The 26,863-nt window shown below is 44.8% G+C and carries 26 protein-coding genes; 11 read left to right on the forward strand and 15 right to left on the reverse strand.

Annotation, left to right across the window (positions count from 1 at the left end; genetic code table 11):
• Nucleotides 1–202 precede the first annotated feature (202 nt).
• Together EJ063_RS11845 and cysS are read right to left on the reverse strand one after the other, a co-directional pair.
• The gene (locus tag EJ063_RS11845) at nt 203–781 is read right to left on the reverse strand and encodes a thymidine kinase (protein ID WP_126574486.1); all 579 of its coding nucleotides are present in this window, start codon (nt 779–781) and stop codon (nt 203–205) included.
• Nucleotides 782–862: 81 nt separating this feature from the next.
• Entirely contained in the window at nt 863–2,245 is a 1,383-nt protein-coding gene (gene cysS / locus EJ063_RS11850) for a cysteine--tRNA ligase (RefSeq protein WP_126574487.1), read from the reverse strand.
• Nucleotides 2,246–2,447: 202 nt separating this feature from the next.
• Here cysS and EJ063_RS11855 point away from each other — a divergent pair, with 202 nt between their 5' ends.
• From EJ063_RS11855 to EJ063_RS11870, 4 genes are all read left to right on the forward strand, one after another.
• Complete coding sequence (locus EJ063_RS11855; RefSeq protein ID WP_126574488.1) at nt 2,448–2,942, forward strand: peptidylprolyl isomerase; 495 nt, start codon at nt 2,448–2,450, stop codon at nt 2,940–2,942.
• 48 nt (nt 2,943–2,990) lie between these two features.
• Nucleotides 2,991–3,728, forward strand: a complete 738-nt coding sequence (gene lpxH, locus EJ063_RS11860) for a UDP-2,3-diacylglucosamine diphosphatase (RefSeq protein WP_126574489.1) — start codon at nt 2,991–2,993, stop codon at nt 3,726–3,728.
• A 137-nt stretch (nt 3,729–3,865) separates the two neighbouring features.
• Nucleotides 3,866–5,083 (forward strand): EAL and HDOD domain-containing protein, encoded by a 1,218-nt coding sequence (locus EJ063_RS11865; RefSeq protein ID WP_126574490.1) that lies wholly within the window; start codon nt 3,866–3,868, stop codon nt 5,081–5,083.
• Nucleotides 5,084–5,094: 11 nt separating this feature from the next.
• Nucleotides 5,095–5,589 carry a YchJ family protein gene (locus EJ063_RS11870; RefSeq protein ID WP_126574491.1) on the forward strand — a complete coding sequence of 165 codons (495 nt, stop codon included), beginning with the start codon at nt 5,095–5,097 and terminating at the stop codon, nt 5,587–5,589.
• Nucleotides 5,590–5,621: 32 nt separating this feature from the next.
• Here EJ063_RS11870 and EJ063_RS11875 read toward each other — a convergent pair whose 3' ends face one another.
• Nucleotides 5,622–5,909: a YeaC family protein gene (locus EJ063_RS11875; RefSeq protein WP_126574492.1), complete on the reverse strand. Its 288-nt coding sequence runs from the start codon at nt 5,907–5,909 to the stop codon at nt 5,622–5,624.
• A 108-nt stretch (nt 5,910–6,017) separates the two neighbouring features.
• Here EJ063_RS11875 and EJ063_RS11880 point away from each other — a divergent pair, with 108 nt between their 5' ends.
• Nucleotides 6,018–6,842, forward strand: a complete 825-nt coding sequence (locus EJ063_RS11880) for a DUF2989 domain-containing protein (protein ID WP_126574493.1) — start codon at nt 6,018–6,020, stop codon at nt 6,840–6,842.
• Between the two features lie 48 nt (nt 6,843–6,890).
• On the opposite strand, the gene msrB is transcribed toward EJ063_RS11880, so the two are convergent.
• Nucleotides 6,891–7,319, reverse strand: coding sequence for a peptide-methionine (R)-S-oxide reductase MsrB (gene msrB, locus EJ063_RS11885; RefSeq protein ID WP_439333286.1), 429 nt, complete (start codon nt 7,317–7,319; stop codon nt 6,891–6,893).
• Between the two features lie 311 nt (nt 7,320–7,630).
• Here msrB and gap point away from each other — a divergent pair, with 311 nt between their 5' ends.
• The 6 genes from gap (at nt 7,631) to EJ063_RS11915 (ending at nt 14,109) form a co-directional block, all read left to right on the forward strand.
• Entirely contained in the window at nt 7,631–8,626 is a 996-nt protein-coding gene (gap, locus tag EJ063_RS11890; protein ID WP_049846785.1) for a type I glyceraldehyde-3-phosphate dehydrogenase, read from the forward strand.
• 110 nt (nt 8,627–8,736) lie between these two features.
• On the forward strand, nt 8,737–9,621 hold the full coding sequence (locus EJ063_RS11895) for a D-hexose-6-phosphate mutarotase (protein ID WP_126574495.1): 885 nt from the start codon (nt 8,737–8,739) through the stop codon (nt 9,619–9,621).
• Nucleotides 9,622–9,734: 113 nt separating this feature from the next.
• Nucleotides 9,735–10,556 (forward strand): 23S rRNA (guanine(745)-N(1))-methyltransferase, encoded by an 822-nt coding sequence (gene rlmA / locus EJ063_RS11900; RefSeq protein WP_126574496.1) that lies wholly within the window; start codon nt 9,735–9,737, stop codon nt 10,554–10,556.
• A gap of 82 nt (nt 10,557–10,638) precedes the next feature.
• Nucleotides 10,639–11,580, forward strand: a complete 942-nt coding sequence (locus EJ063_RS11905; protein ID WP_126574497.1) for a ChaN family lipoprotein — start codon at nt 10,639–10,641, stop codon at nt 11,578–11,580.
• A 177-nt stretch (nt 11,581–11,757) separates the two neighbouring features.
• The gene (locus tag EJ063_RS11910; protein WP_126574498.1) at nt 11,758–12,114 is read left to right on the forward strand and encodes a hypothetical protein; all 357 of its coding nucleotides are present in this window, start codon (nt 11,758–11,760) and stop codon (nt 12,112–12,114) included.
• A 102-nt stretch (nt 12,115–12,216) separates the two neighbouring features.
• The gene (locus EJ063_RS11915) at nt 12,217–14,109 is read left to right on the forward strand and encodes a BCCT family transporter (RefSeq protein WP_126574499.1); all 1,893 of its coding nucleotides are present in this window, start codon (nt 12,217–12,219) and stop codon (nt 14,107–14,109) included.
• 74 nt (nt 14,110–14,183) lie between these two features.
• Here EJ063_RS11915 and EJ063_RS11920 read toward each other — a convergent pair whose 3' ends face one another.
• The 11 genes from EJ063_RS11920 to lon all read right to left on the reverse strand — a co-directional run bounded on the left by EJ063_RS11920 (nt 14,184) and on the right by lon (nt 26,761).
• Nucleotides 14,184–15,848 (reverse strand): mechanosensitive ion channel family protein, encoded by a 1,665-nt coding sequence (locus tag EJ063_RS11920; protein WP_126574500.1) that lies wholly within the window; start codon nt 15,846–15,848, stop codon nt 14,184–14,186.
• A gap of 141 nt (nt 15,849–15,989) precedes the next feature.
• A complete protein-coding gene (pyrF, locus tag EJ063_RS11925; protein WP_126574501.1) occupies nt 15,990–16,685 on the reverse strand; it encodes an orotidine-5'-phosphate decarboxylase in 696 nt (231 codons plus the stop codon).
• Nucleotides 16,686–16,775: 90 nt separating this feature from the next.
• Nucleotides 16,776–17,945: a lipopolysaccharide assembly protein LapB gene (gene lapB / locus EJ063_RS11930; RefSeq protein WP_126574502.1), complete on the reverse strand. Its 1,170-nt coding sequence runs from the start codon at nt 17,943–17,945 to the stop codon at nt 16,776–16,778.
• 28 nt (nt 17,946–17,973) lie between these two features.
• Nucleotides 17,974–18,252 (reverse strand): LapA family protein, encoded by a 279-nt coding sequence (locus EJ063_RS11935; RefSeq protein WP_126574503.1) that lies wholly within the window; start codon nt 18,250–18,252, stop codon nt 17,974–17,976.
• Nucleotides 18,253–18,390: 138 nt separating this feature from the next.
• Nucleotides 18,391–18,672: an integration host factor subunit beta gene (gene ihfB, locus EJ063_RS11940; RefSeq protein WP_126574504.1), complete on the reverse strand. Its 282-nt coding sequence runs from the start codon at nt 18,670–18,672 to the stop codon at nt 18,391–18,393.
• Between the two features lie 211 nt (nt 18,673–18,883).
• Nucleotides 18,884–20,554, reverse strand: coding sequence for a 30S ribosomal protein S1 (gene rpsA / locus EJ063_RS11945; RefSeq protein ID WP_126574505.1), 1,671 nt, complete (start codon nt 20,552–20,554; stop codon nt 18,884–18,886).
• Between the two features lie 103 nt (nt 20,555–20,657).
• Nucleotides 20,658–21,338 carry a (d)CMP kinase gene (gene cmk / locus EJ063_RS11950; RefSeq protein ID WP_126574506.1) on the reverse strand — a complete coding sequence of 227 codons (681 nt, stop codon included), beginning with the start codon at nt 21,336–21,338 and terminating at the stop codon, nt 20,658–20,660.
• A gap of 139 nt (nt 21,339–21,477) precedes the next feature.
• Nucleotides 21,478–21,771: a ComEA family DNA-binding protein gene (locus EJ063_RS11955; protein ID WP_126574507.1), complete on the reverse strand. Its 294-nt coding sequence runs from the start codon at nt 21,769–21,771 to the stop codon at nt 21,478–21,480.
• A gap of 136 nt (nt 21,772–21,907) precedes the next feature.
• Entirely contained in the window at nt 21,908–23,767 is a 1,860-nt protein-coding gene (gene ppiD, locus EJ063_RS11960; protein ID WP_126574508.1) for a peptidylprolyl isomerase, read from the reverse strand.
• Between the two features lie 176 nt (nt 23,768–23,943).
• On the reverse strand, nt 23,944–24,216 hold the full coding sequence (gene hbs, locus EJ063_RS11965; protein WP_004414742.1) for a non-specific DNA-binding protein Hbs: 273 nt from the start codon (nt 24,214–24,216) through the stop codon (nt 23,944–23,946).
• 193 nt (nt 24,217–24,409) lie between these two features.
• Nucleotides 24,410–26,761 (reverse strand): endopeptidase La, encoded by a 2,352-nt coding sequence (lon, locus tag EJ063_RS11970; protein WP_126574509.1) that lies wholly within the window; start codon nt 26,759–26,761, stop codon nt 24,410–24,412.
• Between the last annotated feature and the right edge of the window lie 102 nt (nt 26,762–26,863).

Raw genomic sequence — 26,863 nt, forward strand, 5'->3', positions numbered from 1 at the left:
TCTTCGCTAGCCCAAAGTTCATAGGCTAACGCATGCTTGTTCGCAATGCCCGTTCATGTTGTTCCAGAGTATGATTGGTTGCCTAAGAAGGTATTATGTAACATGCATGCGCTAAAACCGCTGATGTCACCACTGGCAAAAGAGCCAATTTAGCGGCTTGTGGAATAATACCTGCTTAGGTGACCACTTAAGATAAGAAAGGCTATTTACCTAGTGCTTCTTTATAATGCACTCGACACACAGATACATAACGGTCGTTACCACCGATTGCGACTTGATCACCTTCAGCAATCGCCACACCATGTTCATCAGTACGGATAACCATGTTCGCTTTGCGGCCACAGTGACAAATGGTTTTTAACTCAACCAGTTTGTCTGCCCAAGAAAGTAGGTACTTACTGCCTTCAAAAAGCTCACCTAAGAAGTCTGTACGCAGACCGTAACAAAGCACGGGAATATGCAGTTTATCGACCACTTCTGTTAATTGGTAAACCTGCTCTTTAGAAAGGAACTGACATTCGTCAACCAAAATACAATGGCGTTTTTCAACTTCATTTAAAGCGACGATTTCTTGGTAAAGATCGCTCTCTGCATTGAATAGCTGAGCTTCTGACTGCAAACCAATCCGAGAGCTCACTTTGCCTACGCCGTAACGGTCATCAAGCGCCGCGGTATAGATCACCGGCGTCATACCACGCTCTTGGTAGTTAAAAGAAGATTGAAGAAGAGTGGTTGATTTACCCGCATTCATCGCCGAGTAATAGAAATACATCTGAGCCACTGTCGTGTCCTGTATAAATATTTATAAAAATCAAAGAAAAGGGCTGAATAAACAGCCCTTAAAATAACATACGTTTATCGATTACTTACGACGCCACGTTGTGCCTTCTGGGCCATCTTCTAAGACGATACCCATTTCAGTCAGCTTATCACGTGCCATATCGGCGTTTGCCCAATCTTTTGATGCACGAGAGTCATTACGTAACTTAATCAACGCTTCGATTTCAGCCACTTCATCATCGTTACCCGCATCGCCTTTCAAAAAGGCTTCAGGATCTTGGTGGAGAATACCGATAACGTCAGCAAGTTTGCGCATTACTGCACCCAGTGTACTTGCCGTAGCCACATCATCACCCTTAATGCGGTTGATTTCACGAGCCATGTCAAACAGTACTGAGTAAGCTTCAGGCGTATTGAAGTCATCGTTCATCGCCTCAGTGAAACGAGCAACGTACTCATCGCCACCTGTCGCCTCTACTGATAAGTCCAGACCGCGTAGTGACGTGTATAGACGCTCAAGAGAGGCGCGCGCTTGATTCAGGTTATCTTCGCTGTAGTTCAGCTGACTACGGTAGTGACCTGACATTAGGAAGTAACGCACGGTTTCTGCATCGTAATGGCTTAGAACGTCACGGATAGTGAAGAAGTTACCTAGAGACTTAGACATCTTCTCACGGTCAACCATCACCATACCGCTGTGCATCCAAGTGTTCACATAGTCAGTGCCGTGCGCACAGCATGATTGAGCGATTTCGTTTTCATGGTGAGGGAACTGAAGGTCAGAACCGCCGCCGTGAATATCGAAATGATTACCAAGAATTGATGAGTTCATTGCTGAACACTCGATGTGCCAACCTGGACGACCTGGGCCCCATGGCGATTCCCATGTAGGTTCACCTGGTTTAGACATTTTCCAAAGAACAAAGTCTAGAGAGCTGCGCTTCGCGCTTTCGATTTCAACACGAGCACCCGCTTGAAGCTGGTCTAAGTCTTGGCCAGAAAGTTTGCCGTACTCGTCGTACTTCGCGATTTCGAACATTACGTCGCCATTGTCAGCGACGTAAGCGAAGCCACGCTCAATCAGAGTTTCTACAAGCTCAATGATCTCTTTGATGTATTCTGTCGCACGAGGCTCGACATCTGGACGCTTCATGTTTAGCGCATCAAAGTCTGCATGCATTTCACCGATCAGGCGCTCAGTCAAAGAGTCACAAGATTCACCGTTTTCGTTCGCGCGCTTGATGATCTTGTCATCAATATCAGTGATGTTGCGAACAAACGTTAGATCATAACCTTGATAACGTAGGTAACGAGAAACCACATCAAAAGAAACGAAAGTACGACCGTGACCGATATGACAGAGATCGTAGATGGTTACCCCACAGACATACATGCCAACTTTACCGGCAGTGATTGGTTTGAATTCCTCTTTCTGTCTTGTGAGTGTGTTATATATCTTTAACATGATCTCTATCTAATAATTGGGTGAAACAAAATAGTGCACCAGTATATCAACTCATGTCCTATTTCGTAATCCCTCAATTGAGCAAAAAGACACCGTTAACACCAATACTCACCTCTCAACCATTACTTTTCACGTATTCACAGACGAAAAGTTACGATAGAATCCTTAGCTCAAGTCAAAAACCTATGTAAAGGACATAATCATGATCACCCTTCACACAAATTTTGGTGACATCAAAATTCAATTAAATGAAGAAAAAGCACCAGAAACAAGCGCAAACTTCCTACAGTACTGCCGTGATGGTTTCTACGACAACACACTATTCCACCGTGTTATCGATGGTTTCATGATTCAAGGTGGTGGCATGGAGTCTGGCCTACGTGAGAAGCCAAGTCGTGCACCAATCAAAAACGAAGCGAACAACGGCCTAAGCAACAAAGTGGGTACGTTGGCGATGGCTCGTACTATGGAACCGCACTCAGCGAGCTCTCAGTTCTTCATCAACGTAAACAACAACACGTTCCTAGATTTCCGTAGCGAAAGCCTAGACGGTTGGGGTTACTGTGTATTTGGTGAAGTTATCGAAGGCATGGACATTGTTGAGAAGATCAAAGGCGTGAGCACGGGTTCTTACGGCATGCACCAAGATGTACCACTAGAAGACGTACTGATCACCGGTACTACAATCGAAGAATAATCTTGGATTGAGAGAGCGCATGATTATGCGCTCTCTTACTATTTGACTATGACCACACTATTTATCTCCGATCTGCACTTATCCCCTGCTACACCCGAAATCAACCAGTGCTTTGTGAAATTCATGCGTGAAGAAGCGATCCACGCAGATGCCCTATACGTACTCGGTGACTTATTCGAATTTTGGGTGGGCGATGACGACAAATCAGACTTCGCCAGTTCGATACGTCATGAATTTAAAACGCTCACTGAACTTGGTGTTCCCTGCTTTTTTACTCAGGGCAATAGAGACTTTCTGGTTGGTAAACGCTTTGCAAAACAGACAGGTGTTACCTTACTTAGTGATGAAACCGTCATTGATATCTATGGTCAAAAGGCCGTTGTCTTACATGGAGACACCCTTTGTACTGAAGACGTTAAATATCTCGAGTTTCGGGCCAAAGTTCATCAACCCTGGCTGCAATGGGTGTTTAACCGCATTCCTATGTTTTTGAAGCAGAAAATCGTCAGCAAGGTTCAGTCTGATATCAAAACGGACAAGCAAACCAAATCGCTCGATATTATGGATGTGACGCAAAGCGAAGTTGTACGCGTAATGGACCATTATAATGTCGACCTTATGATACATGGCCATACGCACAGACCCAACGTCCACTCATTTGATAGAAACGACACTAAGTATACTAGAATTGTGTTAGGCGACTGGTATACACAAGGTTCTGTACTGGTGTACGATAAAAACACATTCGAACTACAACAAAGACCTTTTGGCAACGGTTCCAAATAAAGTAAGCCTCTGTAAAAGAAATACAAAAACAACAGAGCTTATTGACACTGATTTTAGAATGTCGGCTTAACCACATACTCAGAAACGACGCTTTCCGGTTTTTTGTGGTGACGATTACACGGAGCACAGCACTTACCTTGAAATACTCTTATATTGCTAGACAGCCTATTCTTAACAAAGAAAAGCAAACCGTGGGATATGAGCTGCTATTTAGGGATGGTCCTCAAAACACCTTCCCAGAAATCGATCCTGAACAGGCGACAAGCCGATTACTTTCTGACCATTTTCTATCCACTCATTACGAAGCACTGGGTGATAAACTCGGCTTTGTGAATTTCCCTTATCAAAGTTTGATTAATCGAGTACCGACTCTGTTCCCGAGCGGAAACTTGGTGGTGGAGATTCTCGAAGACTGCGCGCCAACGGCAGAACTGTTGGAAGCAGTAAAAGAGATGGCGAAATTAGGCTACAAAATCGCACTTGATGACTTCATTCCAAGCAAGGAGTGGAAAGCGTTTTTGCCTTATATCTCGATCATTAAGTTCGATATTCGCCAAGTCTCTATCGAAAAAGCGGCGATGTTTATTATGCGTTTGAGTGGCACTAATATTGAATTCATCGCTGAAAAAGTCGAGACCTACGAGGAGTTTGAGCAAGCGAGAACCGCTGGCTTTCAATATTTCCAGGGCTACTTCTTTAGTAAACCCGAAATGATCACGAGAAAGTCATTAGAGCCCTCATTTATGGCTGTCGTTCAGCTGATCACCGAGATTTCTAAAGAGAACATCAACTACGCTGCGATTGAATCACTCATCAGCAAAGATGTGACACTGTCTTACAAACTGCTCTCTTTTGTGAATGCCTCTTCTATCGTGAGAACGAAAATCCACTCATTCAAACAAGCATTGGTCTATTTGGGCGAAGACAAACTACGTAAATTCATCTCGCTGGTGGCCATTGCCTCTACCCAAAATAGCAAACCCGATTACCTGTATGGGTTATCCATTCAACGAGCTCGATACTGTGAACTGGTTGGGGCAAAATTGGACCAGAAGCTTGAGTCAGGCCAAGCGTTCTTAACAGGTATGTTTTCACTCTTAGATAGCTTGCTCGATAGACCCTTAGAGCAAATTGTTGAAGAGATTTCTGTCGATGACTCCGTTAAAGACGCGATCATCAGCCACCAAGGTGCACTCGGCGATATTCTTGCCCTCACCGTGGCGTATGAAAAAGCGGAATGGGATGAAGTCAACGGATACTGCAATAAGCTCGCACTCGATCAGGAAACTCTGAGTGAATGTTACGACGAGTCCGTGAAATGGACTGCTGAGTTGCTAAGCGTTAAAACCAATTAATGAGAAACACTATGACCACCTGCCCATGTGGAAGCACAGCCGACTACAGCCAGTGCTGCGAACCTATTCATCACAATCACGCGCTAGCCACAACACCTGAAAAGCTCATGCGTTCTCGCTACAGCGCACACGTCAAAGGCCTAGTCGATTACGTTGTTGATACCTATCACCCGAGCTGTCATGCAGAGGAGCAGCGAGAAGAAATAGCAGAGTCGATTGACAGCGATTGGTGTGGATTGGAAGTTGTTGAATCAACAGAAGGCAGCCACGCTGATGAAGGTTTTGTCATCTTCAAAGCAACGTTTAACCAAGAAGGTCAACAATATTGCCTAGAAGAACGCTCGCGCTTTGTGAGAGAAAATGACTTGTGGTATTACATTGATGGGACGTTTCCGGAACCAGAACAAGACCCACGCCTTTCACAATCGGTACAAAGCTTAAAAGTAGGCCGCAACGATCCCTGTATTTGTGGCAGTGGCAAAAAATTTAAAAAGTGTTGTGGGTAAACTAAAAAAGGCAGGAAATCCTGCCTTTTTCATTACTGTTCGTTATTAGGGTTTACTCGCACGATGTCGTCTTGCCCTTGCTGGAACTGTTTTTTGAGCTCAGCTTTAGACTTAAAACTGATTTCCCCACCTTTTGCGACTGTCATATGTTGCGCTTCTGAATTATGCTTAGATTGATACAACATCACAGCTTGCATGCAAGAGTCTCGCTGCTCTTGTGAAAGTGGGCTACCCTCAGGCCACTTTCCTGTTTCTACAGCAAAAAGTAGGCGCTCATAAGCCTCTGGAGTAATCGCATCAATTAACTGCTCTGCGTCCATGGTCTATCCTAACTATTCATCTTGGAAATTTAAGATGAACATTAACTGGCTAGTAGAGTGAGTCAAGGAAACAACAATAATTAAGTGTAACGGATCACAAGCATCAGTATGAAACCAATTAAAGCGCTTACGCTGTTTAGCATGGGCTTTGCCTTAGCAGGCTGTTTTGAATCAAACAAAAATACAGAGCAACTATGTAGCAACAACCCTGGCTTACAGTGTGAACGGCTGAATATGGGTGATGGTCAATGCAGAATCCCTAGAACTGACCTCATTTGGCACCGCTATGAATTACAGAAAAACCCAAATGATGAGAACAAGATAAAAGAGTATGGCCTTCTTGCTGAATACAAAAAATGCCTAGAATTGGCGGCACAGATCCAACCCATCGATCAGTCTAACCTTAAAGAGCGCCGTTTTAGCGCCTTAGTCAACGCAGGTGAAGACTTAGAAAGCATCATTTCAGCATTAGAAATGGCCAACTCCCCTGAGGCGTTCTATTTTCTTTGGAGCCAAACTGGCAGCACCCAAGCACAAAGGCAGTTTTTACAGCTAGAAGGTACTCCGGTTCTCGAAACCGCAGAGATGCAATACGCACTCGCGACATTTTATACCAGCCGAGATCAACAGAAAACACGCCACCTCCTTCTCCATTCATTGGAACTCACCGGAAGAAACAAGGTGAATACGGAAGTATTTAAGTCACTCGCCAGTACCACGTATCGACTTGGGCTTAAGGAAGAAGCCTATATATGGACAGAAGTGGCGAAAAGCCATGAGGTGCCCGTTGCCTCCCAAAGTGAGTTGCAGCTGTTGTATGGCTTTGACCAAAGCACCTATGACCAATTAGATGATATCGCCGAGAATATTGAAGACGCGATCAAAAATGGCACCTTTACAGCAGCAATGATTCCCACATTTCGAAAAAAGTAAAGAAATGAAAGGATAAAACAAAAAGCGGTGACTAATTCACCGCTTTTTTTATGAATTGTTGAAAATTAACGACACCGAGTTGACACAAAAGCGTTCCCCCGTCGTTTTAGGTCCATCTGGAAAAATGTGACCTAAGTGGCTATCACAGGCCGCACATCGGATTTCCGTTCGAGTCATTCCGTGACTCAGATCTTCTAAATAGCGAATAGCCTTGTCATTGATAGGGGCATCAAAGCTAGGCCACCCACAACCTGAATCATATTTATTATCTGACTGAAAAAGTGGCGCTTGGCAGCAAGTGCAAGAATAGACACCTGTTTGCTTATTGTGGAGCAACTTACCGCTAAAAGGGGCTTCTGTACCTTGATTTCGACATACTCGATACTCCTCATCAGATAACACCTCACGCCAGTGTTCATCTGGCTTCACGACCTTTTCTACCTTATATTTCACGGAATAATTTCTCCATATTCTCATTTTTTATTATGACTTTTTTCGCGAAAAACTTGCGAACGATTGCCTTTGTAGCACATACTTTGAACCCATAACGAGATGGTTAAACTTTCAGCATCGCTGTCAGCATCTTCTCTATTTTACGTCAACTGGTTAGGGAAAGAACCAGTAATCCGTTCAAAAGATAACCATTTGCGACTAATTGTGAAAAAAAGCGATGCTTTTTTTTGACTTTAAACAAGTTAAGTCCGATTATCAGTTGCAGATTTTGACTGGATTATGTAATTTTACTACCAGTTATCTTTAATCAGAAATTAAGTTGTGGAGCAACTATAATGACTATCAAAGTAGGTATTAACGGTTTTGGCCGTATCGGCCGTTTCGTTTTCCGTGCAGCGCAAGAGCGTAACGACATCGAAGTAGTAGGTATTAACGACCTAATCGACGTAGAGTACATGGCATACATGCTTAAGTACGATTCAACTCACGGCCGTTTCAACGGTACTGTTGAAGTTGAAGGTGGTAACCTAATCGTTAACGGTAAGACTGTACGTGTTACTGCTGAGCGTAACCCAGAAGACCTTAAGTGGGATGCTATCGACGTTGACGTTGTAGCTGAAGCAACTGGTCTTTTCCTAACAGACGAGACTGCACGTAAGCACATCACTGCTGGTGCTAAGAAAGTTGTTCTTACAGGTCCTTCTAAAGACGCAACTCCAATGTTCGTTATGGGCGTAAACGATTCAACTTACGCTGGTCAAGACATCGTTTCTAACGCTTCTTGTACTACTAACTGTCTAGCGCCTGTAGCTAAAGTTCTTAACGACAAGTTCGGTATCGAATCTGGTCTTATGACGACAGTTCACGCAACTACAGCTACTCAAAAAACTGTAGACGGTCCTTCTGCTAAAGACTGGCGCGGTGGTCGTGGTGCTTCTCAGAACATCATCCCATCTTCAACTGGTGCTGCTAAAGCTGTAGGCGTTGTTCTTCCAGAACTAAACGGCCTTCTAACTGGTATGGCTTTCCGTGTACCAACTGCTAACGTTTCTGTAGTTGACCTAACTGTTAACCTAAAAGAAGCTGCATCTTACGAAGCAATCTGTGCTGCAATGAAAGAAGCTTCTGAAGGCGAACTTAAAGGCGTTCTAGGTTACACTGAAGATCAAGTTGTATCTCAAGACTTCATCGGTGAAGTTCAGACTTCAGTATTCGATGCTAAAGCTGGTGTTGCTCTAACTGACAAATTCGTTAAAGTTGTATCTTGGTACGACAACGAAATCGGTTACTCAAACAAAGTTCTAGACCTAATCGCACACATCTCTAAGTAATTCATTACTTTAAGATAAGCGTTTAGCGCAGAATCTTGTAAAAGGCGGCTCTCGAGTCGCCTTTTTTGTATCTAAATTTTGAGTCAGCCTTTCTGTTGAGGACCTAGAATATGGATTTAAAATCTCTTCCAACCCTTACCGCCCTATCCGATAACGTAACCATTGTTGAGATCGATCAAACCAAAATCGTTCGTGTTATTCACGATAAGGCTACGGCAGGTATCTGTCTCCATGGTGGCCATGTCATTTCATTTAAGCCCGAAGGTCAAGAAGATCTGATCTGGATGAGCGAGCAAGCGAACTTTGATGGGAAAGCGGCTCTTCGTGGTGGTATTCCGATTTGCTGGCCATGGTTTGGTCGTATTGCAGCCCCAGCGCACGGCTTTGCCCGCAACAGTCAATGGACCCTGCTAGAACATCGCGAAAGTGAAAACGGCGTGATTGTAGAGCTTGGTTTACTTCCTTCAGAATCAACATTGGCAGTTTGGCCTTATCAGTTCCAGGCTCACCTATTGGTTGAGATTGGTGATGAACTAAAAGTCACACTAGACGTAACCAATACCGATACTCAGGCTTGGACCTTCTCAGGTGCGCTACACACTTACCTAACCGTGGGTGATATCGAGCAAACGACAACGACAGGCATGGGCCCTGAATACATCGATGGCCTTAAAGGTGGTGAAGTGTGCCAGGGTGGTGAGACCTTGCAACTGACTGACACTATCGACCGAGTTTACACTCAACCTGCAGCTCAGATTACGGTTTCAGACCCTGTACTTAAACGTTCTGTGATTGTTGAAAACCAAGGTCACAACTCGGCAGTATTGTGGAACCCGTGGGCTGAAGGAGCACAAGGTATGAGCGACATGCAAGATGATGGGTACAAGACATTCTTGTGTGTGGAATCAACCCTCCATGCGCCATCAATTGAGCAAGGAAAAACGCTGCAACCGGGTGAAAGCCACCAGCTTGTTACCACGGTTTACTCTAAGTAATCATCGCTACTCCATTAGCCTCAGCCAAGGTTGGGGCTATCTATCACTAACACTTTTTCATCTAAGCACTTCCTGCTAGACTCTGCGCTCACAAATACCGAACTGAGTTATTTATGTCTTACACCTGCCCTCTTTGTCATCTACCTATCACTTTGAACGAACGCAGTTACCGCTGTGAAAAAAATCATGCTTTTGATTTAGCGAAAGAAGGCTATATCAACCTAATGCCTGTTCAGCACAAACGTTCAAAAGATCCTGGTGACAATAAAGAGATGATGCAGGCGAGGCGTCGATTCTTAGAAAAAGATCATTACCAACCTCTAAAATCACGTATCGCTTCATTAAGTGCAGAGCGACTGGTTAAGACAAACCACACACTATTAGACATTGGTTGTGGTGAAGGGTATTACACCACTGCTGTTGCAAACGCACTGCTTGAGCAAGATGCTAGCGCAAAGGTCTACGGTCTCGATATTTCTAAAGTAGCGATTCGATACGCTGCCAAACGATACTTAAATTGTGCATTCAGTGTCGCCTCTAGCCATCGTTTACCTTTTGAATCCGGTAGTCTTGATGCTGTCCTCAGAATTTATGCGCCATGCAAAGCAGAGGAACTCCAGCGAGTCGTTACTGACACAGGCATAGTGATGACAGTGACACCCGCTGCTCGCCACCTTTATCAGCTTAGAGAAGAGATTTACTCAGATGTCCGTCTGCACAGTGAAGAGCCAGAATTACTCAACGGCTTCACTTTAGAGCATGAAGAAAAGCTCAACTACACCATGGCATTATCTGATGGTGATGCGCATGATTTGTTGCAAATGACCCCTTTTGCTTGGAAAGCTTCTGAAGAACTAAGAGACAAACTAAAGTCCACTACACTGTATGAGTGCGAGGCAGACTTTATGATTCGGGTTTATCGCAAAACAACCTAGCAATATAGAGAACACTTCTCATTTGCATTGAGTTATCTTAACGCCTCCATTACTATTGTCCTGAACATGAATGGAGGTTGTTATGTTTCGGCTTGTTGCCCTATCCCTTACCACATTGGCTTTGACCGCTTGCTCTGGATTTACATCTGACTCGACAGAAACAAAAGTACGCCATTTCTACGACTATCAGCTGTATAGCCCAGTACTTGAGCCCATTTCATTAACAAGTCTTCCTAAAAGCCTTCTTGAGGCTGATGTCATTTTGGTTGGAGAATGGCACACGCATTCCGGCATACATCGCTTTCAAACCGATCTTCTTGATGCACTTTCAGACCAACGCCCAGTCGCGTTATCAATGGAGCAATTTACCCGAGATAAGCAGACCGTTGTCGATCACTATTTAGCGGGCAAAATTGGTGAACAATTTCTTATTAAAAGCGGCAATGCATGGCCAAACTACGAAAGTGATTACCGCCCCCTCGTTGAACTGGCGAAACAGAAACAGCTCGACGTGATTGCCGCCAACGCACCAAAACCGATTGTGCGTTGTATCGGCCGCGAAGGTATTGAATATTTGGAAGTGCTTCCACCTCATAAGAGAGACTATGTTGCAGCCGATATCAATACGGCGGACAGCCCCTATAAAGAAAAGTTTATGGCTTCGATGCACCATGGCAGTCCGGAACAGACTCAGAACCAATATGCCGCCCAAGTGACTTGGGATGAAACCATGGCTGAAAGCATCACAAACTACTTAACAGAGCACTCAGGGACTCAAGTGCTGCATATTGCTGGCAAGTTTCATACTGAGCAGGGGCTCGGGACCAAAGCTTCTATCCTAAAACGTAATCCCAGCCTAAACGTTGTCGTGATTACGCCATATTCCAATCCAGAAGATAATAATCCAAATAGTGACTTTGTACTCAATGTGCTTCCACCACCAGAGCGCTATGTACAAATGGAACATCGCATGGCCGCCTACCAACATTTATCCAAGCGTGATGATACATTGAAGTGTATATAGCGTAGGGATGTGCTTTTGGCGCGATAAATGCTTGTAAGAAAAGTCGGAGAAGCGCTCTCCGTGACAAATTCGGCACAGTTTATGCTTGAGTTATTTTTATACAAATATTGCATATTTTGCACAAGTTTTTCACGAGACCGCCGATATATTGTCTGAGGATAAGGTAAGGAGATCATCATGACCCCAGTAGGAATGGAACCAGCTAAGCTGTCCCCTACCCAGCAGGTAAAGCCTCAAGCAACCAATGCAAGCCAACAGGCAAGCTCTGCGCCACTTAAAGTAGAGCAGAATACCGTTACCCTTTCTGATGAAGGCAAGGCGCTTTTAGCTGCGCTTCAAGAAATTGAGAAAGAGAGTAAAACGGCTCCGCAAGACGGCAAGAGCGTCGGCGATAAAGTGGAGTCATTTGCTCATGGAGCATTAGGCATGGATCACCCTGATAAAATCGAAGAAGAGGATGATGGTTCATACTCAGCAGGGCAATACCTTTCCGCAGCGGCAACCGTTGGTGGTATTCTCCTAGCCATACTCTAGTTTGTATTAATATTATTGGTCATCTCGACAAACAACCTCGTTTGTCGCCTTGGCCCTGCTCACTCCATAATCAAGTAACGATTTTTTATGGAAAGTTAACTTGTGAGAAACTCTTTTGCGCTTATTGATAAGCCAACCTTCTTTGGCGCCATCGCCCTTCTGTTGAGCATCATTTTTCCTCTAATTTTATTCCCTCAACAAGGTGCAGACTGGATTGCAGTCGCCAAAACATTCATGACTGACAAGCTTGGTTTCCTTTACCTTGCTTTAGGCATCAGTGCCTTCTTCTTTATGATCTATGTTGTATTCAGCGACATGGGCCAAATCAAACTTGGTGAACCTAACGAAAAGCCTGAGTTTGCCACTGCGTCCTGGGCAGCCATGCTATTTTGTGGCGGTATCGGCGCGAGTATCCTTTACTGGGGTTGTATTGAGTGGGCCTACTACTACCAATCACCTCCGTTTCAACTTGAGCCTGGCAGTGAAGAAGCTGTGCGTTGGGCTGCCACTTACGGTTTGTTTCACTGGGGACCTATCGCGTGGTCTATCTACCTAATCCCAGCGCTGCCAATCGCTTATTTCTTTTACGTGCGTAAACAGCCAGTGCTGAAAGTCTCTAGCGCGCTTATGCCTGTGATTGGTGAAGAGCGTACACGAGGCGCTGCAGGCAAAATCGTTGATATCTTATTTATCTTTGGCCTACTCGGTGGTGCCGCAACCACACTCGGTCTTGCTGCTCCACTTATTGGTGAAGGTCTTTACTTCCTATTTGGCATCGAACAAAGCACAATGAGCCAAATCGCCATCCTGCTGATCTGTACGGCGATTTTCGCTTACTCTTCTTATGCGGGTATGGAGAAAGGCATCAAGATCCTCAGTAACATCAATTTCTGGGGAGCGATGGGGCTTTTGGCCTTCGTCCTGGCAGTCGGTCCAACCATCTTCATGCTAGAAACTGGACTAGATTCTATTGGTCGTATGCTGTCTAATTTCTTCGTCATGGCGACTTGGGCAGAACCTTTTGGTGGCTACGGCACATTTGACGATACTCATTTCCCACAAGATTGGACGATTTTCTACTGGGCTTGGTGGTTAGTCTTTGCTCCTAGCATGGGTTTGTTCGTTGCACGTATTTCTCGTGGTCGCACGATTAAGCAAATGGTATCGGGCTCTATCTTCTTTGGCTCACTTGGCTGTTTCCTATTCTTCATGATTCTTGGTAACTACGGTCTTTCTCTACAACTTTCAGGAGAGCTTGACGTCGTTGGCATTCTAAACACGGAAGGCGCAACAAAAGCGATTTTCTCTATGCTGAATGCCCTACCAATGAGCACACTGGTTATCGCTGTATTCACACTACTGTGTATCATCTTTACCGCGACGACGTTTGATTCAATCTCGTACATCTTAGCGTCTGTGGTACAGAACAACGTGACAGAAGAACCTATGCGCTGGAACCGTCTGTTCTGGGCATTTACCCTGTCATTCTTACCTACAGTACTGATGTTCTTGGGGGGATTGAGCACTCTGCAAACTGCAGCCATTGTCGGCGGTTTACCACTCTTAGGGATCTCAGTCATGCTGATGATTTCGGCGGTACGTGCGACGTCATTGGACTTGCGCCATCAAGAAGATTATGTCGAGCCGACGATCAATATTGAAGAGCTGCCAGATATGGACCCTTGGTCATCTGAGGGTATGGCACTGGCTCGCTTCGAACGCAGTAAAGATGCGGCGCAGGAAGCGGCTGAATTAGAACGAGCTGCCCTGGCTCATGTTCTTGCGGTGAAAAAGAAGATTCGTGCATTCGCTTTAGAACATTCTGGCGAAGAAGAGTTTACAGATCACCATATCCCTGAAGAGCTAAGCAGTGAACTGCAAGTTGCACTAGGCGAAGTGGCTAAAGCTCAAGAACGTAAACTAGAAGCATCGGATCAAGCGCAGCTAGCACGTGGAGAGTTTAACCAAGCCGTCGTTAACGCAGCGGCAAGCTAACGGTTTCATTTATCCCTCGTTTTCTGCTCCTTCCTAAGTCAAAGCTCACTCAGATTTCTGAGTGAGCTTTTTGTTTATTCGGACTCTTTTACCATGTGTAAGTGGACATCTTGCTGTGGGAAAGGAATCGAGATACCTTCACGATCAAATCGGAGTTTCACTTCTTTCGTTACATCCCAATACACATCCCAGTAATCATCTGTTTTCACCCAAGGGCGTACAATGAAGTCAACTGATGAGGTGTTCAATGTGTGGACTTTGATGTTTGGCTCAGGCGAGCGTAAAACCGACGGGTGAGACATTACAATGTCCGTCAGTACTTGCTCTGCTTTTAGAAGATCATCCGTATAACCAATGCCAAATACCATGTCAACGCGGCGTACGCGTTCATGGGTAACGTTCTTAATCACATCTCCCCATATCTTGCCATTAGGAATAATGATGATCTGGTTGTCGAACGTCTTAATTGTGGTGTTCACCAAGCTCATGTGGCTTACCTTTCCATCTACCCCACCGGCAAAGACAAAATCACCAACATCAAATGGACGATAGATCAGCAGCATCATCCCTGCCGCAAAGTTTGAGAGCGTGTCTTGCAACGCAAAACCAATAATCACACCGGCAATACCGAAACCGGTTAGAACAGGAGCAAGATTAAGACCGAGCTGAGAGAGCGCCACCATAATACCGATTATCCAAACGATATTACCTGACATGCCAATGAAGAAATCTTGCATAAGCTGCGAGAGCTTAAGGTTCTTAGAGACGACGGTTTTACTGATCACTTTACGAGTGATCTTTGCCATCATACTGGTCGCCAGTAAGATTAAGGCAAACACGAATAGCTGGAACAAGTGCTGTGGGGCGTTATTCGCAATCCAATCCCAGAGACTCGTCGACCAATGAGTAACGATAGAAAGTAGGACTTTGCCGTCCAATAGGTCTTGAGTGATGCTGCCTGTGACCTCAAACAACAAACGCTTATACTCGGCGGTATCAATATCGAGCTGATCACCAATCGAGATCAACGACTTAAGGCTATCAACTGCAATCTCTAAACGCTGTTTGATCACCAATTGGCTCAACTGCAGCGAAGATTTCTCCGATTCTGGGCTCGCAGAGAGCTGCTTACCAACCGCACTCACTTGTTGAGTAAAATACTCGACCGATGCAGCCATCAACCTAAGACGCTTTCTTACCAAATCTGTAAACTGTGCTTCAGCTTGAGTCTCATCCACATCCAGCTGCTTTAGCCACTCGATGTTCTGCCAGTTAGCTTCGATGACGGTATCTAAATAATGCTGCAGTTCTTGATAGTCGTTAAGTAAAGTCAGTCGTTCGTCATCTTTCGCTTTGTTGATTTGCTCATTGAGAACTTTGATTTTTTCTTCAAGGTAAGTCATCGCCCCGCGCGAATAGTTTTGCTGTAGGTCGACCTGAGCAATCAGGGTCTCTCGAGGAATCGACTCTCTGTTGATCGCATTTGCTAGAGATGATCTCAACTCTTCATTTTTTTGAAATAACTTGAGTTGCAGTGCATCACGCTCTTCACCCGTTGTGCTGCTCAAGGTATCGGAGAGATCTTTTAGCTCTGCATTGATCGTATTGATCACTTGCTCTGAGCGAGAGACCGGAGTATCTATTACTTGCTCAGCAAAAATAGAAGGGCTCAGTGACATCGCCAAGACGAAGAAAAAGCAAGATAACCACTGTTTAGGTTTTGGGTTCAAAGGTTCCATATATACCTTAAGCAAAGAGACAACTCTTTGTTTCTTATATTGTTGAACCTAAAGTGTACACCTTATTTACTGACGTTCTATAAAGTTTTGGCAAATAAAAAGCCAGCAATTGCTGGCTTTAACAACTGAGATAAGAAATCTCTATTTTAGTGTCGCGTTAATTTCTGCAAGCACAGCGGCTGGATCAGCGGCCTGAGTAATTGGTCGGCCAATAACTAGGTAATCCGAGCCTGCTTGAATCGCATCAACTGGCGTCATGATACGTTTCTGGTCACCCACTGCTGCACCTGCAGGGCGGATTCCCGGAGTAACCAGTTTAAACTCTTGACCCAGCTCGCTCTTAAGCATGGATGCTTCTTGCGCAGAACAAACCACACCGTCAAGACCCGCATTTTTTGTCAGGTTAGCGAGACGAATTACCTGCTCTTGCGGAGCAACATTCAAACCAATACCGGCAAGGTCACTTTGTTCCATACTAGTTAATACCGTTACGCCGATGAGAAGCGGACGGTCTTTACCATAAGGCTCAAGGATTTCACGTGATGCAGTCATCATACGTTCACCACCACCTGCATGTACGTTGACCATCCAAACACCCATCTCTGCTGCAGCGCGAACCGCTTTAGAGCACGTGTTAGGAATGTCATGAAATTTAAGATCTAGGAATACTGAGAAGCCACGCTTATGCAACTCTTTAACGAAATCAGGACCAAATAGTGTAAACATCTCTTTGCCTACTTTTAGGCGGCAAGAGCTTGGGTCAATTCTATCAACAAAAGCGAGTGCGTCTGCTTGGTTATCATAGTCCAGTGCAACAATAACTTTTTGGTCGATCATTTCATCTCCTAACTTACTATAAACAAATCGAAAAAAAGCAGCGGGATCACCGCTGCTCATCAATGATTGGAATACCCAATCGGGAATAACTTACTCACCATCAAGCCCTCTAATAGGCTTGATCGTGCCCCACCCTTTACAAGAGGGGCAATGCCAATACATCGCATGGGTTGAGAAACCACACTTACGGCAACGATAATGCGGTTTTACTTTCAGCTGCTCACCTACCATTTTCTGTAAGGTGTCCAAGCTTGCTTTCGCTCGACCCTCTTCTGCTTCCGCCAAATGGTAGTCCATTAATCGATAGAAACCTTTCATGGTCGGGTTTTTAACAAGCTGACGAGTCAGTAACTCTTGAGCTGCTGCCACACCATCATGTTTTGCCACCATCTGCGCTAACATCAATTCTGCCGATACTCCGGCCTTATTCACGATGCATTGACGTAAGAAGTTGAGTAGCTCATCTTCTTGGCCAAGGTGGTGGTAACATTCTGCGAGTGTCGGTAATACTTCACTGACAAAATCGCTGTCTTGCTCTAAAACTGCTTCTAAGTATTGAAGTGTGCGTTTGTAATCTTCTTCTTCGAGATAGATCTTACCAAGCGCGATGCTTGCACGAACACATTTAGGATCTTCCGTCAGCGCTCGCTTAAAATTCTGTTTCGCTTGAGAGTGGTTACCCTCCGCCTTTTCTAACATCGCAAGCTCACACCAAAAATGGCCAATGCTGGTGCGCATACGCTTACGACCCATTTTCACCAACAGTGCGGCATAGTGAATGGCTTTATTCCATTCGCGAGTTTGTTGGTAAATGGCAACAAGTTGCTGCAGTGCATTTTCTCGGTGATCGGGCTCATCAACCAGCTGTTCAAAGATTTTTTCCGCACGGTCTAAAAAGCCCGATGCCATGTAATCTTTAGCCAATTGCTGCAGAGCAATGTTCTTCTGATCGATTGTCAGACCAGAGCGAGAGATGAGATTCTGGTGGATGCGAATAGCACGATCAACTTCACCACGAGAACGGAAAAGATTCCCCAAAGCAAGGTGGGTATCTATGGTCTCGTTATCGACTTGAAGAAGTTCAATAAAGTGATCGACTGCCTTGTCAGACTGATCCGACAAAAGCAGGTTTAGACCCGTCACATATTGACGGGAAATTTGATTAGATTGTTTCTGCTTATCTTGCTGAGCACTTCGATTACCCATATACCAGCCGTAAGCGGCGGCAATCGGTAGTAGCAAGAAGAGAATTTCTAACATCAAGTAACAGCCTACCTAGTAATTATTGTTAAGCTTTCTCTTGAGTCGGTTGCTCAGTGGAAGGAGAAAGCTTATTGAGTTTCTTCTTCAACTTACGAACCTGGAGCTGAGATTTTAAATGTAAGCTACCAAACACTAGCCACGCGAAGCCAAATCCAGTGACGAAAACCACACCTAGTAACGTTGACAGGTGGAAGTCACCTTGAGCAAGTAGGTAATTAAAAGTCACGATAGCTTGGTTCTGAGAGCCTAATGCCAGTGCAATTAAGAATAGGGCCAGTACAAGAACGATTTTTATAATTTTCATAGTCCATCACCTAAGATTAGTTCTGCCGTACGATTATGCAGTAAAAGCTCCAAACAAACCATGGTTATCTAAGCAATTCGAGCTATAAAAAAGCGGCATACTTATGTATGCCGCTTTTTTATCAATGTAATACGAAGATTACCCTAGATTTACGCGCTCACGTAACTCTTTACCTGGCTTAAAGTGAGGAACGTATTTACCTTCTAGCTCAACTTTATCACCCGTCTTAGGGTTGCGGCCTACTCGAGGCTCACGGAAGTGCAAAGAGAAGCTACCGAAACCACGAATCTCGATGCGGTCGCCACTTTCTAGCGTTCCCGCCATGTGCTCTAAGATATCTTTTACAGCATCTTCTATCTCTTTCGCTGAAAGGTGTGTTTGTTCTGCACACAATCTTTCAATCAATTCAGACTTAGTCATAGTTGCCCTCATAGAGTAATTTATCACTTATTATAGTAAGTAATACCAGTTCCAACAAACACTTGCTTTCAATTTTAGTCAATATTTGAGCAATGTGTACAATGAAAAAGTGCTTTTTTCAGAGTAGCTTGAAGAGATTGGTATTACCACTAGTTAAAACCCAAGCATAAAAAAGGAGCCTTTCGGCTCCTTTTTCTTAAAAGCGATTAAATTATTCGCCTTTAGCTGCTTTGAAAGCGTCAGCCATAGCGTTACCGAATGAAGCATCGTCTGCTTTGTTCAGTGTAGCCATTGCTTCTTGCTCTTCAGCTTCATCTTTAGCTTTGATAGATAGGTTGATTACGCGGTTCTTACGGTCTACACCTGTGAACTTAGCTTCAACACTGTCACCAGCGCTTAGGATTAGTGACGCATCTTCGATACGGTCGCGAGAAACTTCAGAAGCGCGGATGTAACCTTCTACGCCTTCTTCTAGCTCGATAGTAGCGCCTTTAGCGTCAACAGCAACAACAGTACCGTTAACTAGAGTGCCTTTCTTCTTCTCAGAAACGTAAGCATTGAATGGGTCATTTTCCATTTGCTTAACGCCTAGAGAGATACGCTCACGCTCAGCGTCTACTGCTAGAACTACTGCAGAGATTTCGTCGCCTTTCTTGTACTCACGTACTGCGTCTTCACCAGCAACATTCCAAGAAATGTCAGATAGGTGAACTAGACCGTCGATGCCGCCTTCTAGACCGATGAAGATACCGAAGTCAGTGATAGACTTGATCTTACCAGTAACCTTGTCGCCTTTAGCTTGCGCTTCAGCGAAAGATTGCCATGGGTTAGCTTTACACTGTTTCAGACCTAGAGAGATACGACGACGTTCTTCGTCGATTTCAAGAACCATAACCTCAACTTCGTCGCCAACATTAACAACTTTAGATGGGTGGATGTTCTTGTTAGTCCAATCCATTTCAGAAACGTGTACTAGACCTTCAACGCCTTCTTCGATTTCAACGAAACAGCCGTAGTCAGTTAGGTTAGTAACGCGACCAGATAGTTTGTGACCTTCTGGGTAACGCTTAGCGATTGCTACCCATGGATCTTCGCCTAGCTGCTTAAGACCTAGTGATACGCGAGTACGCTCACGGTCGAACTTAAGAACTTTAACTTGGATCTCGTCACCAACGTTAACGATCTCAGAAGGGTGCTTAACGCGCTTCCAAGCCATGTCAGTGATGTGTAGTAGGCCGTCAACGCCGCCTAGGTCTACGAATGCACCGTAGTCAGTAAGGTTCTTAACGATACCTTTAACTTCTGCGCCTTCTTGTAGAGTTTCTAGAAGCTCATCACGCTCAACGCTGTTCTCAGATTCGATAACTGCACGGCGAGAAACAACTACGTTGTTACGCTTCTGGTCAAGTTTGATAACTTTGAACTCTAGCTCTTTGTTTTCTAGGTGAGCAGTGTCGCGGATAGGACGCACGTCTACTAGTGAACCAGGAAGGAAAGCACGGATACCGTTTAGTTCAACAGTGAAACCGCCTTTAACTTTACCGTTGATGATACCAACAACAGTTTCAGCTTCTTCACAAGCTTTCTCAAGTACGATCCAAGCTTCGTGACGCTTCGCTTTCTCACGAGAAAGTTGAGTTTCACCGAAACCATCTTCAACAGCGTCTAGAGCTACGTCTACTTCAGCGCCAACTTCAACTTCAAGTTCGCCAGCAGCGTTCTTGAACTGTTCAGCAGGGATAGCAGATTCAGACTTAAGACCAGCGTCAACAAGAACGAAACCGTTCTCGATAGCTACTACAGTACCTTTAACGATGCTGCCTTGTTGGAATTCTGTTTCGTTTAGAAACTCTTCAAAGAGTTGAGCAAAAGATTCAGTCATTTATTTAATCTTCAATAAATTAAACGTCCACGGGTATCCTACCGCATGGGGTTATTAAATTCGCCAGTCATCATCCTTGCGACCAACGCTCTGACCTAGCCGCCTAGGCGACTAGCTTAGATTTGATATATTGTAGTGCTTTTTCTACTACTTGGTCGATAGTCATCGACGTAGAATCTAGCAAAAGCGCATCCTCTGCAGGGCGTAATGGTGCCACTGGGCGGTTACGATCTCGATCGTCACGCTCTTGGATCTCGCTCAAAAGGTCGTCAAATTTAACATCTAAACCCTTGCCTTGCAACTGTTTAAGGCGGCGATTCGCACGCTCTTCTGCGCTGGCATCAAGGAAGATTTTTACTTCAGCTTGTGGAAAAACGACCGTACCCATGTCACGACCATCGGCAACCAGCCCTTCACCATCAGCGAACGCACGTTGACGACGTAGCAATGCCTCACGAACTCGCGGTAGAGCCGCTACCTTTGATGCCGCCATTCCTGTCTCTTCTTTACGCAATTCACCAGAAACGTCTTCGCCTTCAAGAATGACTTTTACAAGGTCGCCTTCAGCGATGAACTGTACATCAAGGTGAGTAGCCAGCGGTACCAGCGCCTCTTCAGATTCAAGATCGACACCGTGGTGAATCGCTGCCAGTGCAAGAACGCGGTAAATAGCGCCCGAATCTAACAAATGAAAACCTAGCTGTTTCGCTAGTAGCATACAAAGCGTGCCTTTACCTGCACCACTTGGTCCATCAACGGTTACGACCGGTGTATGAGACGACATCTTTTACTCCACGTTATTTTCGGTGCATGACTCAATTCATGACCTTCGTTTGGCGTGAAATTATAGAGGGAAATAGAAGGAGGTTCTAGGTGGATAATAGGGAATTTCAAAAAAGAGCGTCTAGGCGCTCTTTTTATGCTCAGAGTTTTATACGAGAAAGATTCTTTTCTACCGTAGCCTCACCAATGCCTTTGACTAGAGCCAAATCATTAGGCGAACCAAACGCACCATTTTGTTGTCGGTACGCCACAATGGCTTGCGCTTTCTTAAGCCCAACACCGCTGAGCAAAGCAGATAACTCTTCAGCACTCGCTTCATTAATGTTGACCGTGATTTCAATTCCTTCATATTTTGGGTTTACTTTGGCCGATTCAGCAAAGCTGATTGGAGAAGCAAACGTCAATAAGGTGAGTAAAATGATTCGTCCTAACATAGGTAACTCCTTTTGCGTTAAATAACATCGAATAGGTTACCCAACCTTCGGCCTTGAAAAAGTCAGCAGCCACAAAAACAAAACGAGCCGCAATCGCGGCCCGTTTTAAGTAATGTATCAATTACACAGATATCAATTATTGCGTCACAACAAAGTATTCAATATCCATTGTTTTACGCAAAATGCTGATTAAACCAGCGAGGTCTTGCTGAGCATTTGATTGTGTCATTTGCTGAGCAATCTGTTCGTTGTACATTGTGTTAAACATAGAAGAAACTTCCGTCAACTCAACCACAACGATGTCACCGTTCAGATCTTTCGCCTGTGCAAATCCAACTTCACCTTCTGCTGGTTTTGCCATTGCAAAAACAACATCAGCAAGTGGAGAGCTACGATCGACCGTTTCAGATTCACCAAACACTAACGCGTTTTCACCTAGCAGGTCTTGTTTGCCCTGCTTAAGATCGGCTACAAGCTTATCAGCCAGCTCAATAGCGCTCTGCTCGCCTTTTACCTTCGCTAGTGTAGTCGTCACCTGTTCACGTACGTCTTCTAATGGCAGAACCATTTCGTCACGTGCATCTTCAACGCGAACAACAATCACATGCTCAGGGGCAATTTCAATCACTTCCGAGTTAAGACCGTCTTCTTTCACTTCTGGGCTAAGGATTGCTTGAAGTACAACCGGCGTTGTGAGTAATGCAGGAGCATCAACTTGAGAGATGAAGTCCGTTGTTTGAATCTTAGCGTTAATCGCTTTTGCTGCATCATCCAGTGAATCAGGGAACTCAAACGCAACCGTTTCTAGCTCACTTTGTAATTCGTAGTACTGGTCAACGGCTTCTTGATCTTTAAGCTCTTGCTTAATTTCAGCTACAACCTCTGTATAAGGCTTAGCAACCGAATCTTTCAACTCGTCTAGCTTGATGATGTGGTAACCAAAGTCAGACTTTACTAGACCTGTCGTGTCACCCGCTGTTTTCAGAGCAAAGGCTGCATCTTCAAAAGCTGGGTCCATCACATCGCGTTCGATCCAACCTAGTGAGCCACCTTCTGACGCACTTCCGAAGTCATCAGACTTTTCTTCCGCCAATGTTGCGAAATCAGCACCGGCATTCAGCTCATCAAGAATGGCTTGTGCTTTTGCTTCATCGTCACCTTCGATAAGAATGTGACTCACGCGACGTTGCTCTTCAGAAGAATACTTCTCAAGGTGCTCGTCGTAGTATTTCTTCGCTTGTTCGTCAGAAATTACGATACTGTCTTTTAGCTGTTGAGCAGACAATTCGATATACGCAACTTTTACCTGTTCAGGGCGAGTGTAACGCTCTGGGTTTTGTTGATAGTAATCGTTAATTTCTTCATCAGACAGCTGAGCTTTCGCTGCAAAATCTTCAAGCGATAATGTCACTTTTTTGATTTCACGAGTTTGCGTCAGAAGCTGACTTTGTGCCGTTACTTCACCTGGAAGCGCAAAATCACTGCCTTGAATTGCTGTGAGTAGCTGGTTACGTACTAGGTCACGACGTAAGTATTCCGCGAAGCTTTCTGCGTTGAAGCCTGCACGGCGTAATGCTGTTTGGTAAACCTCTTGGTCGAATTGACCTGCAACTTGGAACTGAGGCATTTCTAGAATGAGAGTACGTACTTGCGCATCGCTCACTCGCAGGCCAAGTGACTCTGCATGCTGCTCTAGAAGTAAGTCGTTAACCATGCGGTCAAGGACAGATTTACGGAAAGACTCTACGTAGCTAGGGTCAGCCAATAGGTTCGAGAAGTAATCACCCAGCTGAGCTTGCATGCGATTACGTTCGTTTTGGTAAGCTTGCTCAAACTCACCACGGCCAATCTCAACATTGCCTACTTTCGCTGCTGTGTTGTTTGAACCGCCAACAATGTAGCTACCAACACCCGCAAATACGAAAGATAGGATGATAAGTCCTAGGATAATTTTAACCGCGATGCTGTTAACGCCTTCGCGCAATCGGTCCATCATACTTAAACTACTCTCCGCTTATATATCGTCTCTGAACACACTAAAACAAAGGACGAAATACTTTATTAAAATAAAAATTGGTTAGCGCGATAATACCAGAAAAAGAAATGCGCATCAGTAAGATGCGCATAATTTAAAAAGGTTCGAAAAAATCAGCCTAAGTGGCGATTTTTTGATTAGTTGCAAGAATCTTTTAGAGCTTTACCTGCTTTGAATGCTGGTACTTTAGCTTCTGCGATTTGAATCTCTTCACCAGTTTTAGGGTTACGACCTGTGCGCGCTGCACGAGTACGTACGCTAAATGTACCGAAGCCAACTAGGGCAACTTGATCACCAGATTGCAGAGTGTCGCCTACTGCTTCGATGAATGCATCAAGTGCACGGCCAGCTGAAGCTTTTGATAGGTCTGCGTTTTCTGCAATTTTTTCTACTAATTGTGTTTTGTTCACTGTGATTCCCCTTTGTGCCGCCTGGTTATTTTTTTATAGGCAGCTAAACGTTCCATTTCATTTCAAATTAGCAACAAACCCTTATGTAACAAGGCTCGAAGCTATCGTCGCTAACGTTAGCGTCCAAAAAAAACGCTGACAAGCCTTTTTGTGCTTATCAGCGTAATCTTTTACTTATTTTTGCTACATATCACTATTTTACTGCTGCAAACTCAACGCCTGATGGGTCTTTTTCCAACGCAACTTTCAAAACTTCATCAATCCATTGCACCGGAATGACCTTAAGATCAGCGATTACATTGTCAGGAATGTCTTCCAGATCACGTTCGTTGTCTTTTGGAATCAGTACCGTTTTGATGCCGCCACGGTGTGCTGCAAGCAGTTTTTCTTTCAAACCGCCGATTGGGAGAACTTCACCACGTAGGGTAATTTCACCGGTCATACCGACTTCTGCTTTCACAGGGTTACCCGTTAAGCTAGAAACAAGCGCAGTACACATCGCGATACCCGCACTTGGGCCATCTTTTGGCGTAGCACCTTCTGGCACGTGGACGTGAATATCACGCTTTTCGTAGAAATCTGAGTTGATACCCAGTTTCTCAGCACGTGAACGAACCACTGTCATCGCGGCTTGAATCGACTCTTTCATTACATCGCCAAGCGAGCCTGTTTGAGTCAGCTTACCTTTGCCAGGCATAGACTCCGTTTCGATAGTCAGCAGATCACCACCCACTTGAGTCCACGCTAGGCCTGTTACTTGACCAATGCGGTTGCTCTCGTCCGCTTTACCGAAGTCGTGACGTTGAACACCTAAGTACTCTTTCAGATTATCCATGTTAACCGTTACAGACTTAAGGTCGCTGTCTAGCAGGATGTTCTTCACGGCTTTACGGCAGATCTTCGAAATCTCGCGCTCTAGGCTACGTACGCCCGCTTCACGCGTGTAGTAACGAATAATACCAATAATCGCTGAGTCTTCGATCTCAATCTCATGAGGCTTCAGACCGTTGCGTTTCACTTGCTTCTCAACAAGGTGACGCTTAGCGATATTCAGTTTCTCATCTTCTGTGTAACCCGATAGACGAATGACTTCCATACGGTCCAAGAGTGGCCCAGGAATATCCATCGAGTTCGAGGTTGCAACGAACATAACATCTGAAAGGTCGTAATCGACTTCTAGATAGTGGTCGTTGAAGGCGTTGTTCTGTTCTGGGTCTAGAACTTCAAGTAGCGCTGATGACGGGTCACCACGCATGTCTGAAGACATCTTGTCGATCTCATCAAGAAGGAAAAGTGGGTTCTTCACACCAACTTTAGACATCTTCTGGATAAGCTTACCCGGCATTGAGCCGATGTAAGTACGACGGTGACCACGAATTTCCGCTTCGTCACGCACGCCGCCTAATGCCATACGTGTGTATTTACGGCCGGTTGCAGCAGCAATAGAGCGACCTAGAGACGTCTTACCCACACCAGGAGGACCAACCAAACATAGAATTGGGCCTTTGAGCTTATTGATTCGGTTTTGAACCGCTAAGTACTCAAGAATACGTTCTTTAACACGCTCTAGACCGTAGTGGTCTTCGTTTAGAATCTCTTCAGCTTTGGCTAGGTTCTTTTTCACTTTAGAACGCTTGTTCCAAGGCACACCTAACATCCAGTCAATATAGCCACGAACTACGGTTGCTTCCGCTGACATCGGTGACATCATTTTTAGCTTTTGCAGTTCTTGTTCTGTTTTCTCACGCGCTTCTTGAGGCATCTTCGATTCTTCGATCTTCTGCTTTAGAGTCTCGAATTCGTCAACGCCATCTTCGCTTTCACCAAGCTCTTTCTGAATCGCTTTCATTTGCTCATTCAGATAGTACTCACGCTGTGATTTTTCCATCTGCTTCTTAACGCGAGTGCGAATGCGCTTCTCGACTTGTAGCAGATCGATTTCAGATTCCATTTGGCCCATTAAGAACTCTAGACGTTCTGTCACGTCAAGTAGCTCAAGAACCGCTTGCTTATCTGCAAGTTTAAGAGGCATGTGCGCTGCGATTGTATCCGCTAGACGCGCCGCTTCATCAATACCGTTCAGGGAAGTCAGAACTTCTGGTGGGATCTTTTTATTGAGCTTAATAAAGCCTTCAAACTGATTGATCGCACTGCGTACGATCACTTCTTGCTCGCGCTCATCTAACTCAGAAGTCGTTAGGTATTCCGCCTCGGCAAAGAAGAACTCATTCTCAATAAAGTGGTTAATTTTAGCTCGTTGCTGACCTTCAACTAGCACCTTTACAGTGCCATCTGGTAGCTTAAGTAACTGAAGGATAGTCGCAACGGTACCAACGTCAAACATATCCGCTTGCGTTGGCTCATCAGTATCCGCTTCTTTCTGCGCTACTAACAATACCTGCTTGTTGTTGTCCATTGCCGCTTCAAGGCATGCAATCGACTTTTCTCGGCCAACAAACAGTGGAATTACCATGTGCGGGTAAACGACTACATCTCTTAGAGGTAGTACGGGGATCTCGATACGTTCGGAACGTTCCAAGTTCATATTATTCTCTCTTCCGCTTAGTCCTATCTGCAGTATATGGGGCTTAATTGTTTGGATTCAATGAAAGAATAAAAAAAAGGGAGTAATTGATTACTCCCTTTC

The organism is Vibrio aquaticus (assembly GCF_003970385.1).
Taxonomy (GTDB): domain Bacteria; phylum Pseudomonadota; class Gammaproteobacteria; order Enterobacterales; family Vibrionaceae; genus Vibrio; species Vibrio aquaticus.

Coding starts and splice junctions, on each gene's coding strand:
- cysS (WP_126574487.1), bottom strand. CDS start 2,245: ATGTTAAAGATATATAACACACTCACAAGACAGAAAGAGGAATTCAAA.
- EJ063_RS11855 (WP_126574488.1), top strand. CDS start 2,448: ATGATCACCCTTCACACAAATTTTGGTGACATCAAAATTCAATTAAAT.
- lpxH (WP_126574489.1), top strand. CDS start 2,991: ATGACCACACTATTTATCTCCGATCTGCACTTATCCCCTGCTACACCC.
- EJ063_RS11870 (WP_126574491.1), top strand. CDS start 5,095: ATGACCACCTGCCCATGTGGAAGCACAGCCGACTACAGCCAGTGCTGC.
- EJ063_RS11875 (WP_126574492.1), bottom strand. CDS start 5,909: ATGGACGCAGAGCAGTTAATTGATGCGATTACTCCAGAGGCTTATGAG.
- EJ063_RS11880 (WP_126574493.1), top strand. CDS start 6,018: ATGAAACCAATTAAAGCGCTTACGCTGTTTAGCATGGGCTTTGCCTTA.
- msrB (WP_439333286.1), bottom strand. CDS start 7,319: ATGAGAATATGGAGAAATTATTCCGTGAAATATAAGGTAGAAAAGGTC.
- gap (WP_049846785.1), top strand. CDS start 7,631: ATGACTATCAAAGTAGGTATTAACGGTTTTGGCCGTATCGGCCGTTTC.
- EJ063_RS11895 (WP_126574495.1), top strand. CDS start 8,737: ATGGATTTAAAATCTCTTCCAACCCTTACCGCCCTATCCGATAACGTA.
- rlmA (WP_126574496.1), top strand. CDS start 9,735: ATGTCTTACACCTGCCCTCTTTGTCATCTACCTATCACTTTGAACGAA.
- EJ063_RS11905 (WP_126574497.1), top strand. CDS start 10,639: ATGTTTCGGCTTGTTGCCCTATCCCTTACCACATTGGCTTTGACCGCT.
- EJ063_RS11910 (WP_126574498.1), top strand. CDS start 11,758: ATGACCCCAGTAGGAATGGAACCAGCTAAGCTGTCCCCTACCCAGCAG.
- EJ063_RS11920 (WP_126574500.1), bottom strand. CDS start 15,848: ATGGAACCTTTGAACCCAAAACCTAAACAGTGGTTATCTTGCTTTTTC.
- pyrF (WP_126574501.1), bottom strand. CDS start 16,685: ATGATCGACCAAAAAGTTATTGTTGCACTGGACTATGATAACCAAGCA.
- lapB (WP_126574502.1), bottom strand. CDS start 17,945: ATGTTAGAAATTCTCTTCTTGCTACTACCGATTGCCGCCGCTTACGGC.
- EJ063_RS11935 (WP_126574503.1), bottom strand. CDS start 18,252: ATGAAAATTATAAAAATCGTTCTTGTACTGGCCCTATTCTTAATTGCA.
- ihfB (WP_126574504.1), bottom strand. CDS start 18,672: ATGACTAAGTCTGAATTGATTGAAAGATTGTGTGCAGAACAAACACAC.
- rpsA (WP_126574505.1), bottom strand. CDS start 20,554: ATGACTGAATCTTTTGCTCAACTCTTTGAAGAGTTTCTAAACGAAACA.
- cmk (WP_126574506.1), bottom strand. CDS start 21,338: ATGTCGTCTCATACACCGGTCGTAACCGTTGATGGACCAAGTGGTGCA.
- EJ063_RS11955 (WP_126574507.1), bottom strand. CDS start 21,771: ATGTTAGGACGAATCATTTTACTCACCTTATTGACGTTTGCTTCTCCA.
- ppiD (WP_126574508.1), bottom strand. CDS start 23,767: ATGATGGACCGATTGCGCGAAGGCGTTAACAGCATCGCGGTTAAAATT.
- lon (WP_126574509.1), bottom strand. CDS start 26,761: ATGAACTTGGAACGTTCCGAACGTATCGAGATCCCCGTACTACCTCTA.